This is a genomic window from Phreatobacter sp. AB_2022a, assembly GCF_026847585.1.
GTDB lineage: Bacteria > Pseudomonadota > Alphaproteobacteria > Rhizobiales > Phreatobacteraceae > Phreatobacter.
Genome location: NZ_JAPSET010000040.1, coordinates 18,709 through 39,511, shown reverse-complemented (window position 1 = coordinate 39,511; position 20,803 = coordinate 18,709). Strand labels below are relative to the sequence as shown.

22 protein-coding genes are annotated in these 20,803 nt (G+C 68.4%); 16 read left to right on the top strand and 6 right to left on the bottom strand.

Annotated elements, in window-relative coordinates:
• The first annotated feature begins 24 nt into the window (after window positions 1-24).
• The 12 genes from OZ671_RS24000 to OZ671_RS23945 all read left to right on the top strand — a co-directional run bounded on the left by OZ671_RS24000 (window position 25) and on the right by OZ671_RS23945 (window position 10,815).
• Window positions 25-1,143, top strand: a complete 1,119-nt coding sequence (locus OZ671_RS24000; protein ID WP_268863061.1) for an LLM class flavin-dependent oxidoreductase — start codon at window positions 25-27, stop codon at window positions 1,141-1,143.
• Window positions 1,144-1,147: 4 nt separating this feature from the next.
• Window positions 1,148-1,888 (top strand): SDR family NAD(P)-dependent oxidoreductase, encoded by a 741-nt coding sequence (locus OZ671_RS23995; protein ID WP_268863060.1) that lies wholly within the window; start codon window positions 1,148-1,150, stop codon window positions 1,886-1,888.
• 45 nt (window positions 1,889-1,933) lie between these two features.
• The gene (locus tag OZ671_RS23990) at window positions 1,934-3,142 is read left to right on the top strand and encodes an ABC transporter substrate-binding protein (protein WP_268863059.1); all 1,209 of its coding nucleotides are present in this window, start codon (window positions 1,934-1,936) and stop codon (window positions 3,140-3,142) included.
• 75 nt (window positions 3,143-3,217) lie between these two features.
• A complete protein-coding gene (locus tag OZ671_RS23985; RefSeq protein ID WP_268863058.1) occupies window positions 3,218-4,093 on the top strand; it encodes a branched-chain amino acid ABC transporter permease in 876 nt (291 codons plus the stop codon).
• 5 nt (window positions 4,094-4,098) lie between these two features.
• Window positions 4,099-5,088, top strand: a complete 990-nt coding sequence (locus tag OZ671_RS23980; RefSeq protein WP_268863057.1) for a branched-chain amino acid ABC transporter permease — start codon at window positions 4,099-4,101, stop codon at window positions 5,086-5,088.
• Window positions 5,085-5,864: an ABC transporter ATP-binding protein gene (locus OZ671_RS23975; RefSeq protein WP_268863056.1), complete on the top strand. Its 780-nt coding sequence runs from the start codon at window positions 5,085-5,087 to the stop codon at window positions 5,862-5,864. Before OZ671_RS23980 ends, OZ671_RS23975 begins: the two co-directional genes overlap by 4 nt.
• A complete protein-coding gene (locus tag OZ671_RS23970) occupies window positions 5,857-6,579 on the top strand; it encodes an ABC transporter ATP-binding protein (protein WP_268863055.1) in 723 nt (240 codons plus the stop codon). The genes OZ671_RS23975 and OZ671_RS23970 overlap by 8 nt, the downstream gene beginning before the upstream one ends.
• 23 nt (window positions 6,580-6,602) lie before the next feature.
• Window positions 6,603-7,451: an isocitrate lyase/PEP mutase family protein gene (locus tag OZ671_RS23965; RefSeq protein ID WP_268863054.1), complete on the top strand. Its 849-nt coding sequence runs from the start codon at window positions 6,603-6,605 to the stop codon at window positions 7,449-7,451.
• Window positions 7,452-7,513: 62 nt separating this feature from the next.
• Entirely contained in the window at window positions 7,514-8,080 is a 567-nt protein-coding gene (locus OZ671_RS23960) for an NADPH-dependent FMN reductase (RefSeq protein WP_268863053.1), read from the top strand.
• On the top strand, window positions 8,070-9,488 hold the full coding sequence (gene leuC, locus OZ671_RS23955) for a 3-isopropylmalate dehydratase large subunit (protein ID WP_268863052.1): 1,419 nt from the start codon (window positions 8,070-8,072) through the stop codon (window positions 9,486-9,488). The genes OZ671_RS23960 and leuC overlap by 11 nt, the downstream gene beginning before the upstream one ends.
• A gap of 5 nt (window positions 9,489-9,493) precedes the next feature.
• Complete coding sequence (leuD, locus tag OZ671_RS23950; protein WP_268863051.1) at window positions 9,494-10,084, top strand: 3-isopropylmalate dehydratase small subunit; 591 nt, start codon at window positions 9,494-9,496, stop codon at window positions 10,082-10,084.
• 236 nt (window positions 10,085-10,320) lie between these two features.
• Window positions 10,321-10,815 (top strand): YciE/YciF ferroxidase family protein, encoded by a 495-nt coding sequence (locus tag OZ671_RS23945; RefSeq protein WP_268863050.1) that lies wholly within the window; start codon window positions 10,321-10,323, stop codon window positions 10,813-10,815.
• A 167-nt stretch (window positions 10,816-10,982) separates the two neighbouring features.
• On the opposite strand, the gene OZ671_RS23940 is transcribed toward OZ671_RS23945, so the two are convergent.
• Window positions 10,983-11,756: an SDR family oxidoreductase gene (locus OZ671_RS23940; RefSeq protein ID WP_268863049.1), complete on the bottom strand. Its 774-nt coding sequence runs from the start codon at window positions 11,754-11,756 to the stop codon at window positions 10,983-10,985.
• A 142-nt stretch (window positions 11,757-11,898) separates the two neighbouring features.
• On the opposite strand from OZ671_RS23940, the gene OZ671_RS23935 reads away from it, so the two are divergent.
• Window positions 11,899-12,798 (top strand): LysR family transcriptional regulator, encoded by a 900-nt coding sequence (locus OZ671_RS23935; protein WP_268863048.1) that lies wholly within the window; start codon window positions 11,899-11,901, stop codon window positions 12,796-12,798.
• Window positions 12,799-12,810: 12 nt separating this feature from the next.
• Here OZ671_RS23935 and OZ671_RS23930 read toward each other — a convergent pair whose 3' ends face one another.
• The 5 genes from OZ671_RS23930 to OZ671_RS23910 are packed head-to-tail and all read right to left on the bottom strand — an operon-like array spanning window position 12,811 to window position 17,349.
• Window positions 12,811-13,518 carry an ABC transporter ATP-binding protein gene (locus OZ671_RS23930; protein ID WP_268863047.1) on the bottom strand — a complete coding sequence of 236 codons (708 nt, stop codon included), beginning with the start codon at window positions 13,516-13,518 and terminating at the stop codon, window positions 12,811-12,813.
• The gene (locus OZ671_RS23925) at window positions 13,515-14,756 is read right to left on the bottom strand and encodes an ABC transporter permease (protein WP_268863046.1); all 1,242 of its coding nucleotides are present in this window, start codon (window positions 14,754-14,756) and stop codon (window positions 13,515-13,517) included. The genes OZ671_RS23930 and OZ671_RS23925 overlap by 4 nt, the downstream gene beginning before the upstream one ends.
• Before the next feature lie 7 nt (window positions 14,757-14,763).
• The gene (locus tag OZ671_RS23920; protein WP_268863045.1) at window positions 14,764-15,771 is read right to left on the bottom strand and encodes an efflux RND transporter periplasmic adaptor subunit; all 1,008 of its coding nucleotides are present in this window, start codon (window positions 15,769-15,771) and stop codon (window positions 14,764-14,766) included.
• 40 nt (window positions 15,772-15,811) lie between these two features.
• Entirely contained in the window at window positions 15,812-16,639 is an 828-nt protein-coding gene (locus tag OZ671_RS23915) for a class I SAM-dependent methyltransferase (protein WP_268863044.1), read from the bottom strand.
• Window positions 16,636-17,349, bottom strand: coding sequence for a TetR/AcrR family transcriptional regulator (locus tag OZ671_RS23910; protein ID WP_268863043.1), 714 nt, complete (start codon window positions 17,347-17,349; stop codon window positions 16,636-16,638). The genes OZ671_RS23915 and OZ671_RS23910 overlap by 4 nt, the downstream gene beginning before the upstream one ends.
• A gap of 332 nt (window positions 17,350-17,681) precedes the next feature.
• Between OZ671_RS23910 and OZ671_RS23905 the strand changes: the two genes are divergently transcribed.
• The 3 genes from OZ671_RS23905 to OZ671_RS23895 all read left to right on the top strand — a co-directional run bounded on the left by OZ671_RS23905 (window position 17,682) and on the right by OZ671_RS23895 (window position 20,795).
• Window positions 17,682-18,935, top strand: coding sequence for an SAM-dependent methyltransferase (locus OZ671_RS23905; RefSeq protein WP_268863042.1), 1,254 nt, complete (start codon window positions 17,682-17,684; stop codon window positions 18,933-18,935).
• 100 nt (window positions 18,936-19,035) lie between these two features.
• Entirely contained in the window at window positions 19,036-20,076 is a 1,041-nt protein-coding gene (locus OZ671_RS23900; RefSeq protein ID WP_268863041.1) for a cysteine synthase A, read from the top strand.
• Window positions 20,076-20,795 (top strand): alanyl-tRNA editing protein, encoded by a 720-nt coding sequence (locus OZ671_RS23895; RefSeq protein ID WP_268863040.1) that lies wholly within the window; start codon window positions 20,076-20,078, stop codon window positions 20,793-20,795. The genes OZ671_RS23900 and OZ671_RS23895 overlap by 1 nt, the downstream gene beginning before the upstream one ends.
• Window positions 20,796-20,803 lie beyond the last annotated feature (8 nt).

Genomic DNA, 20,803 nt, shown 5'->3' with positions numbered 1-20,803 from the left:
CAAGGCCCGCAAGAGGATGATGCGATGAATCGCGAAGAGCTCAGGGACTACCGGCGGCAGAACGTGCCGCTGTTCAACGCGCAGAAGCTCAAGCTCGGCATCTTCGCGGTCAATTGCAGCGGTGGCAGCGTGATCACCACGGCGCCGACGGACCGGCAGATCACCTGGGACTACAATCGCAGCGTGGTCCGGCTCGCCGACGCGCTCGGCATGGAAGTGGCGCTGCCGATCGGGCGGTGGAAGGGCCAGGGCGGGCCGTCCAATCACAACGGCACGAATTTCGACGTCTATACCTGGGCGGCGGGCATGGCCGAAGCGACCGACAGGATCATGTGCTTCGCCACGTCCCACGTCTCCCTGACCCATCCGGTGGTCGCCGCGAAGCAGGCGGCGACCATCGACCACATCTCGAACGGCCGGTTCGGCCTGAATGTCGTCATGGGCTGGTTCCGCGACGAGATGGCCATGTTCGGAACCGGGCTGCGCGAGCACGACGACCGCTATCGTTATGGCGAGGAGTGGCTGAACATCGTCAAGCGCCTGTGGACGGACACCTCGCCGTTCGACATCGAAAGCGCCTATTTCAATCTCGCCGCGCTCGAATCCAGTCCGAAGCCCGTGCAAAGGCCGGGGCCCGTCCTGGTCAATGCCGGCACGTCGCCGGCCGGCATCGATTTCACGGCGAGGAACGTCGACGTCAGTTTCGCCTCGCCCTCCAAACCCGACGACATCGATCGCCTGCGCCTGGTGACCCAGAAGGCGGACCGGGAATACGGCCGCGACGTCGCGCTCATGTGCTCGGCGCTGGTGGTCTGCCGCGAGACCGAGGCGGAGGCCCGCGCCGCGTTCCAGGACATCCTGGACAACGGCGACTGGATCGCGGCGCGCAACATGATGGCGACGCTCGGCGTCGAAAGCGGCTCCTTCAAGGAAGGCGTCGACGAGCGCGCGCGTCGCTTCGTTGCCGGCTATGGCACCAATCCGCTCGTCGGCACGCCGGAACAGATCGTCGATCAGCTTGCCGACTATTCCAGGCGCGGCGTGCATGGCGTCGTTTTCTATTTTGCCGACTACCTGACCGAACTCGCCTATTTCGGCGAGCGCGTCATGCCGCTGCTCAAGCAAACCGGACTGAGGCACTGAAGCGATGACGACGACAGGACGGTTGAACGGCAAGCTGGCGGTCGTGACGGGCGCAGCCGGCGGCATCGGGGCGGCGATCTGCGAGCGCTTCCGGGCCGAAGGCGCGGAGGTGATCGGCACCGACCTCGCCGGTCCAGGCGAAGCGGACGGCGCGACGCGCGAGCGGCTCCTCGTCCTCGACGTGATCTCGGAAGATGCGGTCCAGGCCTTCGCGGACCGTCTGCGGACCCGGGGCGCGCGCATCGACATTCTCGTCAACAATGCCGGCGCCATGCTCGGGCGGCCGCTGCTGCAGACGACCCTCGAGGACTTCCGGCGGCTGATGAACGTCAACGTCGCCGGGCCGTTCCTCCTGATGCGGGCTCTGGTCCCGCTGATGGCGCCGACCGGTTCGGTGATCAACATGTCGTCCGGCGCCGCGGTGCGCCCGATCCTCAACATGAGCGCCTATTCGGCCTCCAAGGCCGCCATGTCCATGCTGTCGAAGGCGGCAGCCCTCGAGCTCGCGCCCGTCAGGGTCAACGCGATCCTGCCCGGCGCCATCGACACGCCGATGCCGCGCACCTTCGTCGCCGGCATGGGCGCCGATGAGCAGGCGCGGATCATGGACGGCCTGTCGCGCGGCCGCGCCGCCGGACGGCTTGGACGCCCCGAAGAGGTCGCCGCCCTCGCCGTCTACCTGGCGTCCGACGAATCCGCCTTCGTCACGGGGGCCGACTTCGTCATCGACGGTGGCCGCCATTAGCCACGGCATTGTCGGACAATGAAAACGATATCCGGGAGGAAAACGATGAAGACGACAATCCGCGCCGCCATGCTGGCGCTATCCACCCTGGCCGCCGGTCCGGCCGTCGCGCAGATGTCCGGCGACGTCATCAAGATCGGCGTCCTCACCGACATGTCCGGCCCCTTCTCGCACCAGACCGGCGCCGGCTCGGTGACCGCGGCCCAGATCGCCATCGACGAGCTGCGCGGCATGGTCGGCAATACCAGGATCGTGCTGCTGTCGGCCGACCATCAGAACAAGCCCGACATCGGCCTGAACATCGCGCGGCAATGGATCGACATCGAGGGCGTCGACGCCATCTTCGATCTCGGCAGCTCCGCGGTCGCCCTGGCCGTCCAGGAACTGGTCCGCGAGCGCAACAAGGTCGTCATTTTTTCCGGCCCCGGCACCGACCGCCTGACCAATGACAGCTGTTCGCCGAACGGCATCCACTGGACCTACGACACCTATGCCACCGGGCGCTCGATGGCGAATGCCGTCCTCGGCGACGGCGGCAAGAAATGGTTCTTCATCGGCATGGACAGCGCCTTCGGCCGCTCGCTGGTCGAGGTGATGACCAAGACGGTCCAGGCGCGCGGCGGCCAGATCGCCGGCAGCATCTGGCACCCGACCGGCACCAACGACTATTCCTCCTTCATCCTGCAGGCCCAGGCCTCCGGCGCCGACGTCATCGTGCTGGCCAATTCCGGCACCGATTTCGTGCGCGCCGTGAAGCAGGCGCGCGAATTCGGCATTCGCGGCGCGCGGCCGCGCATCGTCGGCCCGGCCATCACGGCGGTCGACATTCTCGCTCTCGGGCCGGAGGACGCCGAAGGGCTCCAGTACATCGACGCGTTCTATTGGAACCTGAACGACGGCACCCGCGCCCTATCCGCCGAATTCCGCCGTCGGCGGGACGCCAATCCGGGCCAGGCCCATGCCGGCGTCTATTCCGCCGTCCGCTCCTATCTCGAGGCCGTCAGGACCGCCGGCACCGACGCCGCTCCGGCCGTCCTGAAACAGCTGCACACGACGACCATTTCGGACAATTTCACCCCGGCCGGCACGGTCCGGCGCGATGGCCGGATGGTCCATGAAATGTACCTGATGCGCGCAAAGGGGCCGTCCGAGCCGGTCACGGCGCCATGGGACACCGTATCCCTCGTCGCGCGCGTCCCGGGCGAGGACGCGTTCCGGCCGCTCGCCGAAAGCGCCTGCCCGCTGGCGCGCTGACGTCCCCGCCCTGCCCCGGCGAGCAGGCCCGTCCGGCCTGCCGCCCTTCACGTCATCCCATGCGAGGAGCCGGCCGTGTTCGGCATTTCGACACAGGCACTATCCGGGCAATTGTTGATCGGGCTGATCAACGGCTCGTTCTACGCGTTGCTGAGCCTCGGCCTCGCCATCATTTTCGGCCTCCTGCACATCATCAATTTCGCCCATGGCGCGATCTATATGCTCGGCGCGCTGCTGGCCTGGCTCCTCATGGCCTATCTCGGCATCGGCTATTGGTGGGCGCTGATCGTCGTGCCGGTGGTCGTCGGTGGCCTCGGCATCCTGCTCGACCGGGCGCTGATGGCGCGGCTGCGCGGCGCCGATCCGATCTACGGCCTGCTTCTGACCTTCGGCCTGGCGCTCATGCTGCAGTCGGCGGCCCACTCGGCCTTCGGCTCGTCCGGCCTTGCCTATGCCGTCCCGCGCGAATTGCGCGGCGGCTGGAACCTCGGCTTCGTGTTCCTGCCGACCTACCGGGCCTGGATCATCCTCGTCTCGGTCCTGGTCTGCTTCGGCGTCTGGTTCGCCATCGAGAGGACCCGGCTCGGCGCGTCCTTGCGCGCGGCGAACGAGGACCCGGCGCTGGTCGCGACCTTCGGCATCGACGTCTCCCGGCTGATCACCCTGGCCTTCGCGGCCGGGGCGGCGCTGGCCGGCTTCGCCGGCGTCCTGGCGGGGCCGGTCTACTCGGTCAACCCGCAAATGGGCGTGGACATCATTTCCATCGTCTTCGCGGTCGTGGTCATCGGCGGCATGGGCTCGATCCTCGGCGCGATCGCCAGCGGCTTCGGCCTTGGCCTCCTCGAGGCCCTCACCAAGGTCGCCTATCCCGAAGCCTCGTCCGTCGCGATCTTCGTCATCATGGTGCTGGTCATCATGGTGCGCCCCGCCGGCCTCTTCGGAAAAGCCTGAGCATCATGTCTCACCCGTCCCAATCCATCGCCGTCGGAACGCCTGCGGCACGCCAGCCGCGCCACGCGCGCGAGCGGTCGCATATCCCGGCGATCTTCGTCGGCCTGGCGGTCGCGCTCCTGATCCTGCCGTTCCTGGTCTATCCGCTGTTCCTGATCAAGGTGCTGTGCTTCGCGCTGTTCGCGCTCGCCTTCAATCTGCTGCTCGGCTATTGCGGCCTGCTGTCGTTCGGACATGCGGCCTTCTTCGGCGCCGGTTCCTACGTCGCCGCCTATGCCGCGCTCGCCTGGCGCCTGCCGCCGGAAATGGCGGTTCTGCTCGGGACCGTGGCCGCGGCGGCGCTGGGCCTCGGCTTTGCGATCCTCGCCATTCGACGGCAGGGCATCTACCTGACCATGGTCACGCTGGGGCTTGCCCAGCTCGTCTATTTCGTCGTCCTCCGCTCGCCCCATGCCGGCGCCGAGGACGGGCTGCAGAACGTCCCCCGCGGCCGCCTCTTCGGGATCGTCGATCTCGCCAGCGACGTGACGACCTATTTCGTCGTCGCAGCCGTGTTCCTGTCAGCGCTGCTGCTGATCTACCGCATGGTGTTCTCGCCCTTCGGCCAGGTTCTGCGGGCGATCCGGGACAACGAGCCGCGCGCCATCTCGCTCGGCATCGATGTCCAGGCCTACAAGCTCGCCGTCTTCATCGTCTCGGCCGCCCTGTCCGGCCTTGCCGGCGCGATGAAGGCCCTCGCCTTCCAGATCGCCTCGCTGGTGGACGTGCACATCGCAACCTCCGGAGAGGTGGTTCTGATGACGCTGGTCGGGGGCGTCGGCACTCTGTTCGGGCCGATCGTCGGGACGGCGCTGATCGTCTCCTGCCAGAACTATCTCGCCGGCCTCGGCGAGTGGGTCGTGTTCCTGCAGGGCCTCGTCTTCGTCCTCTCGGTGCTGCTGTTCCGCGACGGCATCGTCGGCGTCCTCGCGCGCAAGATCGGGAGGCCGCTGTGACCGCCGCCTCGCCGCCGGACCGGCCGGGACGGCCCGTGCTGGAGACGCGCGACATCGCCGTGGAGTTCGCCGGCTTCCGGGCGGTCGACGGCGTCAGCCTCAGCGTCGGCATGGGCAGCATCCATGCCCTGATCGGACCGAACGGGGCCGGCAAGACGACCTGCTTCAACCTGATCACCAGGTTTCTCAGGCCGACCAGCGGGCGCATTCTGTTCAACGGCTTGGACGTGACCGCGATGCCGCCGGCCGCCATCGCGCGCGCCGGCCTCGTCAGGTCGTTCCAGATCTCGTCGATCTTCCCCGGGCTGACCGTGAACCAGAACGTCTGCATCGCGCTGCAGAGCCGCCGGCGCCGGCTGTGCCAGTTCTGGCGCTCGGACCGGTCCCTGGCGGATCTTGCCGCGGAGGCCGACGCGCTTCTCGACCATGTCGGCCTGCTCGACCATCGCGACACCCGCGCCGCGCTGCTGTCTTATGGACGCAAGCGCGCCCTGGAATTGGCGACCACCCTGGCGCTCGATCCGCAGGTCCTGCTGCTGGACGAGCCCATGGCCGGCATGTCGCCCGAGGATGTCGTGCGGATCACCGCGCTGATCCGGCGCATTCGCCACGGCCGCACCATCCTGATGGTCGAGCACAACCTGTCCGTCGTCGCCGAGCTCTGCGACCGCATCACGGTTCTGGCCCGGGGCAAGGTGCTCGCCGAGGGCGACTACCGCACCGTCGCAGCCGATCCCCGGGTCCAGGAAGCCTATATCGGAGCGGACCATGAGTGAGCCGGCAGGACATCCCTCGCCGCTCCTGGCCGTGCGCGGCCTTCGGGCGGCCTATGACGAAAGCCAGGTCCTGCACGGCGTCGACATCGACCTCGGCGACGGCGAGGTCGTCAGCCTGCTCGGGCGCAACGGCGCGGGCAAGTCGACGACGCTGAAGGCGATCATGGGCATGGCGGTGGCCCGGCAAGGCTCGATCAGGATCGGCGGTGTCGAGAGCATCGCGCTCCGGTCGAGCGCGATCGCCCGGCTCGGCATCGCCTACTGCCCGGAGAACCGGGGCATATTCTCCGCGCTGACCGTCCATGAGAACCTGCTTCTGCCGCCGGTCCTGCGGGCAGGCGGCATGCCGCTCGACGAGGTGCTGTCGTTGTTTCCGGTGCTCGGCCAGCGCCGGTCGAGCCCGGGCACCAAATTGTCGGGCGGCGAGCAGCAGATGCTGGCGATCGCCCGCATCCTGCGCACGGGTTCGCGCATTCTCCTGCTCGACGAGCCGACCGAAGGCCTTGCACCTGTCATGGTCCAGCAGATCGGGCGGATTCTCGCCCGGCTGCGCGAGCGCGGCTTCACGATCCTGCTCGTCGAGCAGAACTATCGCTTCGCCGCCGCGATCGCCGACCGCCACTACCTCATGGAGAACGGGCGGATCGTCGATGTCGTCGGCAAGGCCGAGGTGGCGCGGCGCCAGTCCGACATCCGCGCCTGTCTCGGCGTCTAGTTCAATCCCGGAGAGCGACCATCATGGCTGTATCCATCCGATCCCTTCTGGACGCGAACGAGACGATCATCGCGCCAGGGGCCTATGACTGCCTGACGGCCAACGCGATAGACCGCGCCGGCTTCAACGCCGCCTATATGACCGGGGCCGGCGTGTCGGCGTCCCACGGCTTTCCCGACTATGGCCTGCTGACCATGTCGGAAATGGTCGCGGTCGCCGGACGCATCGCCAGGTCCCTGTCCATTCCGCTGATCGCCGATGGCGATACCGGCTTCGGCAACGAGTTGAACGCGGCCCGGGCGGTGCGCGAATACGAGCGCGCCGGCGTCTCCGCCATGCATATCGAGGACCAGGTGTTTCCGAAGAAATGCGGGCATTTCAACGACAAGGCGATCATTCCGCGCGAGGACTTCATTGCCAAGATCAGGGCCGCGGCGCGTGCCCGGGAGCGGCATGACTTCGTCCTCATCGCGCGCACCGACGCCCGCGCGGTCGAAGGCTTGGAGGCCGCGGTCGACCGGGCATGCCGCGCGCTGGACGCCGGCGCCGACGTCGCCTTCGTCGAGGCGCCGCAGAGCATCGATGAGATGGCCGCCATCCCCCGGCGCGTCCCGGGTCCTTGCCTCCTCAATGTCGTCTGGCGCGGCAAGACGCCGGACGTGACCTTCGCCGACGCCGAAGACATGGGCTACCGCATCGTCATTCTGCCCAGCCTGCTGCTCAAATCGGTGATGGGACTGTCGGAAGAGATGCTCGCTGCCGCCCGGCGCGACGGCCGTCACCCGATGCCTCCGGGCGACATCGACATTAAGGGCGGCATCGCGCGGGCCGGCGGTGCCGAATGGCGCCGCATCGAGGCATGCACGCCATGACGAACACCGATCCCATCGCAGCCGGCCGGTCTCGCCGCCCCCCTCTCCGGAGCACACCGTCCATGACGAACCACCGGCCCTACATTGTCGGCATCGGCGGAACCACCGCGAACCATTCGTCGAGCGAAAAGGCGCTGCTCGCCGCCCTCGCCCATGCCGAGCGCAACGGCGCCGAAGTCGCCGCCTTCGTATCCGATGATCTCGACTTTCCGAACTACGGCGCCGGCCGCCTCGATGCCCGGGCCGCCCGTCTCGTCGAGGCCATCCGCCGGTGCGACGGGCTGATCATCGCCACGCCCGCCTATCACGGCATCATGTCGGGCATGATCAAGAATGCCCTGGACTGCGTCGAGGAGCTGCGCGCCGATGCCCGGCCCTACCTCGACGGCCGGGCGGTCGGAACCATCGTCTGCGCCTATGGCGACCAGGCCATGGGCACCACGCTGGCCAGCCTCAGGGCGGTCGTCCACGCGCTTCGCGGCTGGCCGACCCCCATGGGCGTCGCGATCAATTCGAGCACCTGCCGCTTCGGCCCGGACGGCGAATGCTCGGATCCGGGCGTGACGGCGCGGCTGGCGCTGCTCGCGGACCAGACGCTCGGCTTTGCGAGGCTCTGCCATGTCGCGTGACCCTGCTCCCGCGCCGGCGGCGCAGACCCTGTTCGACAAGCTCTGGGCGCGCCACACGGTCATGGACCATCCCATCGCCGGCACGCTGCTCTATATCGACCGCCATCTGCTGCACGAGGGTTCGCGCAATGCCTTCTCGCTGCTGGCGCGCAAGGGCCTCGCGGTCCGTCGGCCGGACCTGACGGTCGCGACCGCCGATCACTATGTCCCGACCCGCCAGCGCGACATAGCCGCGATCGAGGCCGCTTCGACCCGCGAGATCGTGGCCGACCTGACCGCGAACACCGCGGCCGCCGGCATCCGGCTGTTCGACATCGCCCATCCGCAGCAGGGGATCGTGCACGTGATCGGGCCGGAGCTCGGCCTCAGCCTGCCGGGCATGACCATCATCTGCGGCGACAGCCACACCGCCACCCATGGCGCGCTCGGGGCGCTCGCCTTCGGTGTCGGCGCCTCCCAGGTGGCGCATGCGCTCGCCACCCAGACGCTCTGGCAGAAGAAGCCCCGCCAGATGCGCATCCGCATCGAGGGAACCCTGCGTCCCGGAACCTTCGCCAAGGACCTGATCCTGGCGGTGATCGCGACCATCGGCGCGGCGGGCGGCACCGGCCACGCGATCGAATATGCCGGTTCGGCCGTGGACGCCCTGTCGATCGAAGGGCGCCTGACCCTCTGCAACATGACGATCGAGGCCGGCGCCCGTTTCGGATTGATCGCGCCTGACGATGTGACTTTCGCCTATGTCGACGGCCGCCCCTTCGCGCCGACCGGAGCGATCCGGGAGCGCCAGCTCGCCGACTGGCGGACGCTCGCCACCGACACCGGCGCGGCCTTCGACCGGGAGGTGGTGCTGGACGCGGCGGAGGTCGATCCGATGATCACCTGGGGCACGAGCCCGGAAGACGGCGTCCCGGTCGGCGGCCGCGTGCCCGATCCGGACAGCATTGCCGATCCGCTCCGCCGGGCCGGCAAGCGCGAAGCGCTGGACTATATGGGCCTCGAGCCGGGGACACCGATCGCGTCCATCGCCTTCGACCGGGTCTTCATCGGCTCATGCACCAACGGGCGGCTCGAGGATCTGCGGGCCGCGGCCGACATCGCGCGGGGGCGGCGCGCCGTCATCCCGGCGATCGTCGTGCCGGGCTCCATGGAGGTGCGCGCGCGGGCCGAGGCGGAAGGCCTCGACCGGATCTTCACCGAGGCCGGCTTCGAATGGCGCATGTCGGGCTGTTCCATGTGTGTCGGCATGAACGGCGATCTCGGCCGTCCCGGCGAGCGTTGCGCCTCGACCTCGAACCGGAACTTCGTCGGGCGGCAGGGCAAGCGGGTCCGCACCCACCTGATGAGCCCGGCCATGGCGGCGGCAGTCGCCGTCAACGGCCATGCGGTGGACCTATCGAGGAGCTGAGCGACATGCGCCCCTTCACCAAGATCCGGTCGGTCGCCGCGCCGCTGCCGCTGGACAATGTCGACACCGATCAGATCCTGCCGGCGCGGTTCCTGTCGCAGCGGCGGGAGGACGGCTATGCCGACTACTGCTTCCGCGACCTGCGTTTCGCCGCCGACGGTTCGCCGCTCGCCGAATTCCCGCTCAGCCAGCCGCGCTACCGGGGTGCGAGCGTCCTTGTCGCCGGCAGCAACTTCGGCTGCGGGTCCTCGCGCGAAGGCGCCGTCTATGCCCTGATGGATTGGGGCATCCGGGCAATCATTGCCGAAAGCTTCGGCGACATCTTCCATCAGAACGCGCTGGTCAACGGGATGCTGCCGGTCGTGCTGGCCAAGGCGCAGGTCGCCGCGATCATGGAGCGGGCGAACGATCCGGCGGCGGGCGCAATCGAGATCGACCTGGAAGCGCAGCGCGTCGTGCTGGGCTCCGCAGCCATCGATTTCGCCATCGACCCGTTCCGCCGCCACTGCCTGCTGAACGGCGTCGACGACATCGACTTCACGCTTCAGTTCGCGGCGGATATCGGCCGCTATGAAGCCCGGCACGGACTCGCCTGAACCGGGTGCCACCGGCGCTCCGCCCGGCGAGCCGAGCGGACTGCCGGACCGTCGGGACGCGATCGTCGCGGGGCGATGGGCTCCTCTTCCCTGCCCCGTCCCGGGTCCATCGACGGCCGGCCATGCCAGAAAAACCAGGCCACGGAACAATGCCGACGGCGGCAGGTTCGCATTCCGAGCGGGCTCGGCAGTGACCGCAGCCGGCTCGCGGTTTTTCCATTGTTCCGGAGACGACCATGGCCAAGGCCCCGAAAGATCTCAGCGACCTGTTCCACGAGACGCTGAAGGACATCTACTACGCGGAAAAGCAGATCCTGCGCGCTCTGCCGAAAATGGCCAAGAATGCCCAGACCGACGAATTGCGCGCGGCATTCGAGAAGCATCGCGACGAGACAGAGGGCCATGTCGAGCGCCTGGACCAGGTCTTCGAGATGATCGGCAAGTCGCCGCGCGGCAAGACCTGCGACGCCATCATCGGCATTCTCGACGAGGGCAAGGAGATCATGGAGGACTTCGCGCAGACCGAGGCGCTCGATCCGGGCATGCTGGCCGCGGCGCAGGCGGTGGAGCATTACGAGATCAGCCGCTATGGCACGCTGAAGACCTGGGCGCAGCAGCTCGGCCTGAAGGACGCCGTGCCGCTCCTCGAGGCCACGCTGTCGGAGGAGAAGAAGACCGACGAGCTGCTGACCCGGCTTGCTCTGGCCAACGTCAACAAGAAGGCGGCCTGACGATCGGCCCCGTCCGATGCGGCTGTTGGCGGCGATCAGCCGACGAGCTGCTCGCCGCCCGGCCGCCGGCACGGGAGCCGGGCGCTGCCGCCTTGCCGGCAGGCGACAGATCCACCGGCCTGCGGCAACGGAAGACCGATGGCCCGCCGGGCCATCGGTGAGGCTGCTCACTTCGTCGTGTAGCCGCCATTGACCAGGATGGTCTGCCCGGTCATCCACCAGCCGTCCGAGACCAGAAAGCGGATGAAGGGCACGATGTCCTCGATGTCGGTGAGGCCGGTCTTGGAGAACGGCGACAGGGCGGCCGCCGACTTGTGATAGGCGACCGCGTCGGCGCCCTCGGCCGGATAGAAGAAGGGCGTGTCCATCGGCCCCGGCCCGATGGCGGTGACCGAGATGCCGCGCTCGCCGAATTCCTTCGAGGCCGCCCGGGTGAAATGTTCCACCGGCGCCTTGGTGCCGGCATAGGCCGCGTAGAACGGCGTATAGGCGCCGAGCAGCGACGTCACCAGCGTGCAGATCTTGCCGTTGTCGCGGACATGCCGGCCGGCTTCCTTCAGGAAGAAGAAGGCCGATTTCGAATTGACCGCGGTCATCTCGTCATATTCGGCCTCGCTGATCTCGACGAAGGGCTTCTTCAGGACCTTGCCGACAGTGTTGACGGCGATGTCGGGCCGGCCGACCGCCGCCACCGCGTCGGCAAACAGCTTCTCCATCGCGCCTGCCGTGGTCAGATTGGCCTGCAGGGCGACAGCCTGCGCGCCGGCCGCCTTGACGGCGGCGACGGTCGCCTCGGCGTCCTTCGCCGTCGCCGCGCTGTTGTAGTGGATCGCAACGGCCTTGGCGCCGTGCTCGGCCAGGTCGCGGGCGAGCAGCCCGCCGAGATTTTTGGCCCCGCCGGCGATGAGCACGGTCTTGCCCTTGATGCTGTGGTCGGTCATGGCGGCACCTCGTGTGAGAAATGGCGGCGGCCACGCCACGCGGCCGCTTCATACCAGGCATGATACCGTCTGGCTTTGTTCGATAAAGGCAGCTTGTCTGACATCACTTGACAGGTTGGCCGAACAATCCGACGGAAGGGCCATGGACCGGATCGACCTTTTCAGGATCTTCGCGCGTGTCGTCGAAAGCGCGAGCTTCACGCGCGCGGCAGGCCTGCTCGGCATCCCCCGGTCCTCGGTCTCGGCGGCGGTGCAGGAGCTGGAGGGCCGGGTCGGAGCCCGGCTTCTCTACCGCACCACCCGCAAGGTATCGCTCACCCAGGACGGCGCGGCCTTCTATGAGCGCTGCGTCCGGCTGGTCGCCGATGTCGAAGAGGCCGAGACGCTGTTCCGCTCGGCGGCGACGCCGGCCGGCCGGCTGCGGTTCGACGTGCCCGGCCGCATCGGACGGCTGATCGTCGCGCCCGCCCTGCCCGCCTTTCTCGACAGCTACCCCGAGATCGACATCGAGCTCGGCGTGACCGACCGCGCGATCAACCTGGTCGAGGACAGCGTGGACTGCGTGCTGCGGGTCGGGCCGCTCAGCGATTCCGGCCTCATCGCCCGGCCGATCGGCGAGCTCGCCCTGATCAATGTGGCGAGCCCGGCCTATCTCGAACGCCACGGCGTGCCCGCCGGGCCGGACGCCCTCGGTGCGCATTGGGCGGTCAGCTATGCTTCGCCGTCCTCGGGGCGCGTCGCGCCCTGGGAATGGTGCGACAGCGGCGAGATCAGGTCCTGCGCCATGCGGTCGCGGGTCACCGTCAACAGCGCCGAGGCCTATATCGCCTGCTGCCTCGCCGGCCTCGGCCTCATCCAGATACCCGCCTATGATGTCAGGCCGCAGCTCGCCGCCGGCACGCTGGTCGAGGTCATGGCCGGCCACCGCGCGGCCCCCATGCCGATGACGCTGCTCTATCCGCACCGCCAGCACCTGTCCCGCCGCCTGCAGGTCTTTGCCGACTGGCTCGACGCTCTCCTGCGCCGCGAGGTTCTGGCATGATCGGACCGAAAGTCAGCCCGGCGGACCTGCCCCCCGTCCCCCCTCGTCCGAGCTGATCCGGCCGTCGACGAGATGGATCCGCCGGTCGGTCCGCTCGGCCATCGCCAGGTCGTGAGTGACGGCGACCACCGTCTTGCCGCGCCCGCGCACCAGCTCGGTCAGGATATCGAAGACCTGTTCGGAGCTCCTGCTGTCGAGGCTGCCGGTCGGCTCGTCGGCGAGGATCAGCGGCGGGTCGTTGGCGAGCGCCCGTGCGACCGCCACGCGCTGGCGCTGGCCGCCGGAGAGCTGGTCCGGCCGCTTGTCGAGATGATCGGCAAGACCGAGCGAGGCGAGCAGGGCCGCGGCCCGTTCGCGCATGTCGGCCCGGCCGAGCCGGCCGAGCCGCCGCATCGGGATCTCGACATTGTCGCGCGCGGAGAATTCCGGCAGCAGGAAGTGGAACTGGAACACGAAACCCATAGTGGCAAGCCGCAGCGCCGCCCGCTCGTCCTCGTCCATCGGCTCGGTGTCGCGGCCGGCGATCGCCAGCGTGCCCGCCGTCGGCCGGTCGAGCAGGCCGAGCAAATAGAGCAGCGACGACTTGCCGGACCCGGACGGACCGGTAATGGCGACGAATTCGCGCGCGCCGATCGACAGCGAGACATTGTCGACCAGGGTGACCGGCACCGTCTCGTTGAGCGTGCGCGTCAGGCCATGCGCCGCGATGAGCGGGGTCATGTCGCCCCCCTGATGATCTCGACCGGATTGACCCGCGCCGCCCGCCGGGCCGGCAGGTAGCCGGCGACCGCCGCGGCAACGAGGGCGAAGCCGAGCGCCAGGACATAGTGCAGGAAGCTCCAGGCGATCGGCAGCCGGGTCATTTCCTGGCCGGTCGTCGCCACCTCGAAGCGCACCAGCGCGAGCGCATGGACCAGTGCGAAGCCGATCACCCAGCCGGCCAGCGAACCGGCCGCGCCGATCACCAGCCCTTCGAGCAGGAACAGCTGCCGCATGTCGGCCTCGGCAAAGCCGAGCGACTTCATGATCGCGATGTCGCGCGCCTTTTCGTGGGTGATCGTCGAGATGATGTTGAAGATGCCGAAACCGGCCACCAGCATGATCGCCGCCACCACCGTGTACATGATGACATTGCGCACCACGAGCGCCTTCAGGATCTGCTCGTTGGCGTCCTGCCAGGCCACGGCCTTGTAGCCGAGCTCGGCTTCGGCACGCCGCGCCACGGCCGGCGCGCCATGGGGATCGTCGAGCTTGATATGGACCTGGTTGATGACGTTCGGCCGCCGCGACAGGATCTGCGCGTTCTTCAGGAGGACATAGGCTTCGCCTTCGTCCCGTGCGGTGGTGCCGGTGTGGAACAGGCCGACGATCTTGAAATCACGGGTCTGTCCTTCCGAGGCGACCGCGGTGATGGTGTTGCCGACCCGCGCGCCGAGGCGGCGCGCCATGGTATCGCCGATGATGACGGTGTTGCCGCCGCCGACGAGCGAGGCGAAGTCGCCCTGGATGAAGTGCCCGGCAAGGGGAGAAATGCGCGGCTCGGCATGCGGGTCGATACCGATAATGGCAGCCCCGACATCGCGTCCGGAATAGCGGGCCACGCCCTGTAGCCTGAGGCTGGCGGCGAGCCGGCCCGGCACCCAGCCGTTCAGCCAGGACAGCGCGGCGGTCGGGTTGATGATGCCGCGCCGGTCCTCCCGCGGCCTCAGGCCGGCGATCGCCGCCGTCGCGAAGGCATCCTCCGCCGGCTGTCGGGGCGTCGTACGCCGGTCGTCGGTGACCTGCACATGCGGCATGGTGTCGATCATCTGCCGCACGAAATCGTCCTGGCCGCCCTGCATGAGGGCTGCCATGGCGACGGAAAAGCCGACGCCGACGGCCACCCCGATGACCGCCACCAATGTCTGGCGGCCGCGGCCGGCAATATGGGTATAGGCAATGTCGAGAATGAGCCGCATGCCGGCCTCACCGTGGCGTGACGGCGGTGACGGCGACCCGGGCGCGATCCGCAAGCTGCGCCGGGAACGGCGAGACGATCCGCGTGTCGTCGCCGAGGCCGCTCAGCACCTCGATGCCGGCGGGACCGCGGATGCCCGTGCGGATCGTGCGCAGTCGCGCCTCGCCGTTCTCGACGACGAAGACCCTGTCACCGTCGACCGCGACGGTCGGCACGATCCGCGCGTTCGGTGCGACGCGGACCACCACATTCACATCGGTCGACATGCCGATGCGCAGCGGCGTGTCCTCGGGCAGACGGAAGCGCACCCGGTAGGCCTTGGTCACCGGGTCGCCCTTCGGCGTGATCCGGTCGACGGTCGCTTCCAGCGTGCGGCCGGGAAAGGCATCGGACCGCAGCAGCGTGCGCTGGCCGACAGACACGCGCGGAATGTCCTCCTCGTTGACGTCGGCGGTGACGATCAGCGGCGTCGGCTCGCCGACCCAGAACAGGCCGGTGCCGGGCTCGGCGACCTCGCCCACCTCGCCGTCGCGGCGCAGCACCACGCCGTCGCCCGGCGCGCGCAGCACATAGCCTTCGAGCCGCGCCTGCTGGCCGGCGACCAGCGATTCGAACTGGACGACCTCGGCGCGCGCCCGGTCGAGCGCCTGCTGGCTGCCGACATTGCGCTCGCTCAGCACCGACTGGCGGCGATATTCCTCGCGGGACAGATTCAGTCGCGCCTTCAGGGCGGCGATCATGGCGTCGACCTGGCTCGTGTCGAGCCGGGCGAGGACATGGCCCTTCTCGACGCGCTGGCCCTCGCAATTGCAGTGCGCGACGATGCGTTCGCGCTCGACCGGCGTCACCTTGGCCCAGACCAGGGGCTCGACCACGCCGCTGGCATAGACGATCTCGGCGGCGTCGCCGCGCATTGGCGCAACGACGGACACCTTGCTCGGCCTGAAGAACTGCCAACCGGCCGCCGCCGCGACCGCCGCGGCGGCAAGACCCATTCCAAGACGCATCCAACGCATGGAAGTCTCCAGAATATCCGCGTCTGCCCGGCCGGGGCGCTCAGAACCGGTAGCGCATCAGGCGGCCGAGCCGGCGGAACGCGGGAATGAGGCACATCGCGTGGATCGCCAGACGTGCCGACAGCGAAAAGCGGGCGAACTGCCCGGTCTTCGCCGGGTCGTAGATCATCGTGTCCTCGACGAGGCGCAGGCCCGGCACCAGCCGCTCCAGCTCGCGCGGGCTCTCCAGGGTCCAGCCGAAGGTCGCGCCGGTGGCGCGGACCATCCGGCTCGCCGCAGCCAGCCTGGCGCCGAGGCGATTGAAACCATCGAAGACGAGTTCGCCCCGGCCCATGCGCCGGGTCAGGGCGCTGAGCAGATCCTTCACCGCCGCCTTGCTCAGATACATGAGCAGGCCTTCCGCGATGATCAGCGCCGGACCGGCCGACGGCAGTCGCTCGCGCCAGTCCGGCTCGGTCACGGAGCTTGCGATCATCGTCGCCTCGGGCTGCGCCGGATAGAGCCGCCGGCGCAGGGCGATCACCTCGGGATAGTCGACATCGAACCAGCGGACCGCCGCCGGCGGCGCGATGCGGAAGATCCGGCTGTCGAGGCCGCAGCCGAGATGAAGCACCACCGCCTGTTCGTGCGCCTCGATGAACGCCCGCGTCCACTGGTCGATCCGGTAGGCGCGGATGGCGAGGCCGACCAGATCGTCGCGCCGCATCTTCAGGCGCGAGAAGTCGTAGTCGATGCGATCGACGACCTCGGCGGCGAAGCGGTCCTTCAGCAGCGAATCCGGCATCCGGCTCTCGCCGGCCTTGCCGTAGAGCGTGATGAGCAGCGTTTCCTTGACGCCGCGAAGGTCGATCTTTTCCCGGCTCGTCACGACCGCCTCGCCGTCATCAGCGCACGGACAAAACCCGGTTCGACATAGGCGACGCTGCCGTCGGCAATGCCGAGGATGCGGTCGACCGCAACGCCGTAGAACCGCAGGCGATCCTCGAAGGCATCCCAGATCGCTTCGGCCTCGGGGCCGTCGCCGGCGCTCATCGCCCGGGCCATCAGCTCGCGGCTGCCGGCGCTGATCTGCAGCACCAGCGCGGCGGTCGCCTCCGGATCCGGCACGTCGAACAGGCCCTCGGCCTTGCCCTGGGCGATGATTCGCGCCAGCACCGGCGTCACGACCGGCATGATCGCATCGTTGATGCGGTGATAGAGCACGATGCTCTCGGGCTTGAACAGCACGTCGAACGCCGCGCGCAGTTGCGGCGCATCCTCGATCTTCAGCTGCCGGGCGCGGGCGAAGAACCGGTTGAGGCGGGCGAGCCCGTCGAGCCCAGGCTCTTCGAAGACGTCGCCGAGACGCTCGAGCGACTGTTCGGCGAGGCGCAGCGCCAGGGCCTCGAGGATCTCTTCCTTGGAGGCGAAGTGGTGGTAGAGCCCGCCCTTGGAGACCCCTGCCCGCTCCATGATGGCGTTGATCGTCGTCGCCTCATAGCCGCGCTCGAAGAACAGCGCCTGGGCCGCGTCGACCAGTTCGCTGCGGCGCGCCGCGGGATGCATGACAATGCGCGAGGGCTTTGGCTGCTTCGCCATGACCATCGTCCAGACCGACCGTCGGTCTGTAGAGCAGGATACGCCTCGCACCGCTGCATTGCAAGGCGGGCCTTGAGGACCGGACCGGTCCGTCTTCGCCGGCGGCGAGGATCGCGCTGGGCGCTGGGCTGGATCACGGCGGGCTCTCGGCCATTGAAGCCGGCTGCAAATTGCCTAACCTATGCATCTGCGCCTGTGCCTCCTCCGGTCGGTGCAACCGGGCCGGCCCGTCTGAAGGGCATCATGCCGCGGACGGCCCCGCGCGAGCGGATGGGCATGGCGAGGCGCGACATCGGTCCGTCCGACAAGACCGCCATGCAGAGATGAGGCCCATGACCGTCGAGAGCCTTCACGCCCGATCTGCCAAAACCATCGAAGTCACCCGCGACAGCCTCAGGCGCGCGACCGAGGGCCTGCCCGGCGCCGTGCGATTCGCCCTCGGCTATCCCTTGAAGATCCGGTCGGGCACGCTGACCATGGTGCTGCCCGACGGCCGCCGGCTGCTGTTCCGCGGCCGCGAGGACGGGCCGGCCGCCGAACTGGTCGTGCGCGACTACCGTTTCGCCCGGCGCCTGATGTTCGAGGGCGATCTCGGCTTTGCCGAAGCGTTCATGCGCCGGGAATGGGACAGCCCCGATCCGGCCGGCCTGCTCTATTTCTTCTGCGTCAATATCGAGGCGATCGCCCACATGCCGCGGCACAATCCGATCGCCCGGCTGCTGCAGCACTACCGCCACTGGCGCAACCGCAACACCAAGGCCCAGGCGCGCCGCAACATCATGGCGCATTACGACCTCGGCAATACCTTCTACCGCGCCTGGCTCGACCCCTCGATGACCTATTCCTCGGCCTATTTCGGCGCCGGCGCGGCGAATCTGCCGGAGGCCCAGCGCGCCAAGTACCGGCTGCTCGCCGATCAGCTCGCGCTGAAGCCGGGCGACCACGTGCTGGAGATCGGCTGCGGCTGGGGCGGTTTCGCCGAGATCGCCGCCAGCGAATACGGCGCCCGCGTCACCGGGCTGACCTTGTCCGAGGAGCAGCACAGCTACGCCACGCGCCGCATGCAGGAGGCGGGCCTTGCCGACCGCGTCACCATCAAGCTGCAGGACTATCGCGACGAGACCGGCACCTACGATGCCGTCGCCTCCATCGAGATGTTCGAGGCGGTCGGCCGCGAATATTGGCCGACCTTCTTCGCCAAGGTGCGCGACTGCCTGACCGTGGGGGGCCGTGCCGGCCTGCAGGTGATCACGCTCGCCGAGAGCCTGTGGCAGAACTATCTGCGCGAGATCGACTTCATTAGGGCCTATGTCTTCCCGGGCGGCATGCTGCCGACCGCGACCCATATGCGCGAATTGCCGCGCGAGGCGAGCCTGGAGATCCAGGGCGAACGGGCCTTCGGCCTCGATTATGCGCGCACTCTGCGCGAATGGGCCGATCGGTTCACGGCGGTCTGGCCGGATCTGACCCATCTCGGCTTCGACGACCGGTTCAAGCGGCTCTGGACCTATTATCTCGCCTATTGCGAGGCCGGCTTCCGGGCCGGCACCATCGATGTGCGCCAGCTCGTCTATGCGCGCACCTGAGTGATGCCGCAGCTCTCTCCATCCGGTGCATGGGGCAACCGGCAGGGTTGAGATGCACCGGAGGCTCGGCTAGCGTCCTGCGACGTTCAGGACCCTGTCGATGCCCATTCACGCCTCTCTTGTCGAAGCGATCGGCAACACGCCTCTCATCAAGCTGAACCGGGCAAGCGCGGCCACAGGCTGCACCATTCTCGGCAAGGCCGAATTCCTCAATCCCGGCCAGTCGGTGAAGGATCGGGCGGCGCTGTACCTGATCAAGGACGCCATGGACCGCGGCCTGGTCAGGCCCGGCGGCACCATCGTCGAGGGCACCGCTGGCAATACCGGCATCGGCCTTGCCATGGTCGGCCGCGCCATGGGCCTCGGCTGCGTCATCGTCATCCCGGAAACCCAGTCCCAGGAAAAGAAGGATGCGCTGCGCCAGCTCGGCGCGAGCCTCATCGAGGTGCCCGCCGTTCCCTACGCCAACCCGAACAACTATGTGAAGGTCTCCGAGCGGACCGCCGCGCGGCTTGCGCGCGAAAATCCCGACGGCGCCTTCTGGGCCAACCAGTTCGACAACGTCGCCAACCGCAAGGCCCATATCGAGACCACCGGGCCGGAGATCTGGCGCGACACGGGCGGCCGCATCGACGGCTTCATCTGCGCCATAGGCTCGGGCGGCACGCTGGTCGGCACCGCCATGGCGCTCAAGGGCTACAGCGACAAGATCGCCATAGGCTGCGCCGATCCGATGGGAGCGGCCATGTATTCCTGGTTCACCCATGGCGAGCTGAAGTCATCCGGCTCGTCGATCACCGAGGGCATCGGCCAGGGCCGCGTGACGCGCAACATCGAAGGCGCGCCGGTCGACGTCGCCTTCCAGATCCCCGACGAGGAGGCGATCCCCGTCATGTTCGACCTGCTCGACCACGAGGGCCTGTGCGTCGGGCCGTCGAGCGGCATCAATGTCGCGGGCGCGATCCGGCTCGCCCGCCATCTTGGCCCCGGCCATACCATCGTGACCATCCTCGCCGACTACGGCTTCCGCTACGCCTCCAAGATCTACAATCCCGACTTTCTGCGATCGAAGGGGCTCGGTGTTCCCGAATGGCTCGAGCGCCAGCCGCTGCCCCTCGTCGACCTCGTTCCGGTGCCTTGATGCCTACTGAATTCGTGTTTCGCGACGACGCCTATCGCCAGGAGACGGAAGCGACCGTCACGGGCCTCACCGAAAAGGACGGCGTGGCTGGCGTCATGCTCGATCGCACCGTGTTCTATGCGACCGGTGGCGGCCAGCCCGGCGACGGCGGCGTGCTGGTGGCTGCCGACGGCGAGCGCAGGGTGACTGTCGCCGTCTATGGCGAGACCAAGCAGGACATCGTCCATGTCCTCGAGCCCGGCGCCGTGCCGCCCGCGGTCGGCACGAAGGTCGTCGCCCGCATCGACTGGCCGACCCGCTACAAGCGCATGCGCATGCATACCGGCCTGCATCTGCTGTCGGTCGTGCTGCCCTATCCGGTCACCGGCGGCTCGGTCGGCACCGACGAGGCGCGGCTCGATTTCGACATCCCCGAAGCCGGCCTCGACCGCGACACGATCACCGAGCAGCTCAATGCCCTGATCGCGAAGGACGCGGCGGTCAGCGAGCGCTGGATCAGCGATGCCGAACTCGAGGCCAATCCCGGCCTCGTCAAGACCATGTCGGTGAAGCCGCCGATGGGCACCGGCAAGGTGCGCCTCGTCGAGATTGCCGGGCTCGACCTGCAGCCCTGCGGCGGCACCCATGTCCGGCGCACCGGCGAGATCGGCCGGCTCGCCATTTCCGCGATCGAGAAGAAAGGCAAGCAGAACCGGCGCGTCCGCGTCGTCTTCGCTTGACCGCCAAG

Excerpts from the sequence above, each read along its gene's own strand:
- OZ671_RS23895 (WP_268863040.1), top strand. The coding sequence starts at position 20,076 with ATGCCTACTGAATTCGTGTTTCGCGACGACGCCTATCGCCAGGAGACG.
- OZ671_RS23910 (WP_268863043.1), bottom strand. The coding sequence starts at position 17,349 with ATGGCGAAGCAGCCAAAGCCCTCGCGCATTGTCATGCATCCCGCGGCG.
- OZ671_RS23920 (WP_268863045.1), bottom strand. The coding sequence starts at position 15,771 with ATGCGTTGGATGCGTCTTGGAATGGGTCTTGCCGCCGCGGCGGTCGCG.
- OZ671_RS23925 (WP_268863046.1), bottom strand. The coding sequence starts at position 14,756 with ATGCGGCTCATTCTCGACATTGCCTATACCCATATTGCCGGCCGCGGC.
- leuC (WP_268863052.1), top strand. The coding sequence starts at position 8,070 with ATGTCGCGTGACCCTGCTCCCGCGCCGGCGGCGCAGACCCTGTTCGAC.
- OZ671_RS23940 (WP_268863049.1), bottom strand. The coding sequence starts at position 11,756 with ATGACCGACCACAGCATCAAGGGCAAGACCGTGCTCATCGCCGGCGGG.
- OZ671_RS23995 (WP_268863060.1), top strand. The coding sequence starts at position 1,148 with ATGACGACGACAGGACGGTTGAACGGCAAGCTGGCGGTCGTGACGGGC.
- OZ671_RS23905 (WP_268863042.1), top strand. The coding sequence starts at position 17,682 with ATGACCGTCGAGAGCCTTCACGCCCGATCTGCCAAAACCATCGAAGTC.
- OZ671_RS23930 (WP_268863047.1), bottom strand. The coding sequence starts at position 13,518 with ATGACCCCGCTCATCGCGGCGCATGGCCTGACGCGCACGCTCAACGAG.
- OZ671_RS23970 (WP_268863055.1), top strand. The coding sequence starts at position 5,857 with ATGAGTGAGCCGGCAGGACATCCCTCGCCGCTCCTGGCCGTGCGCGGC.
- OZ671_RS23980 (WP_268863057.1), top strand. The coding sequence starts at position 4,099 with ATGTCTCACCCGTCCCAATCCATCGCCGTCGGAACGCCTGCGGCACGC.
- OZ671_RS23965 (WP_268863054.1), top strand. The coding sequence starts at position 6,603 with ATGGCTGTATCCATCCGATCCCTTCTGGACGCGAACGAGACGATCATC.
- OZ671_RS23960 (WP_268863053.1), top strand. The coding sequence starts at position 7,514 with ATGACGAACCACCGGCCCTACATTGTCGGCATCGGCGGAACCACCGCG.
- OZ671_RS23945 (WP_268863050.1), top strand. The coding sequence starts at position 10,321 with ATGGCCAAGGCCCCGAAAGATCTCAGCGACCTGTTCCACGAGACGCTG.
- OZ671_RS23990 (WP_268863059.1), top strand. The coding sequence starts at position 1,934 with ATGAAGACGACAATCCGCGCCGCCATGCTGGCGCTATCCACCCTGGCC.
- leuD (WP_268863051.1), top strand. The coding sequence starts at position 9,494 with ATGCGCCCCTTCACCAAGATCCGGTCGGTCGCCGCGCCGCTGCCGCTG.
- OZ671_RS23935 (WP_268863048.1), top strand. The coding sequence starts at position 11,899 with ATGGACCGGATCGACCTTTTCAGGATCTTCGCGCGTGTCGTCGAAAGC.
- OZ671_RS23900 (WP_268863041.1), top strand. The coding sequence starts at position 19,036 with ATGCCCATTCACGCCTCTCTTGTCGAAGCGATCGGCAACACGCCTCTC.
- OZ671_RS24000 (WP_268863061.1), top strand. The coding sequence starts at position 25 with ATGAATCGCGAAGAGCTCAGGGACTACCGGCGGCAGAACGTGCCGCTG.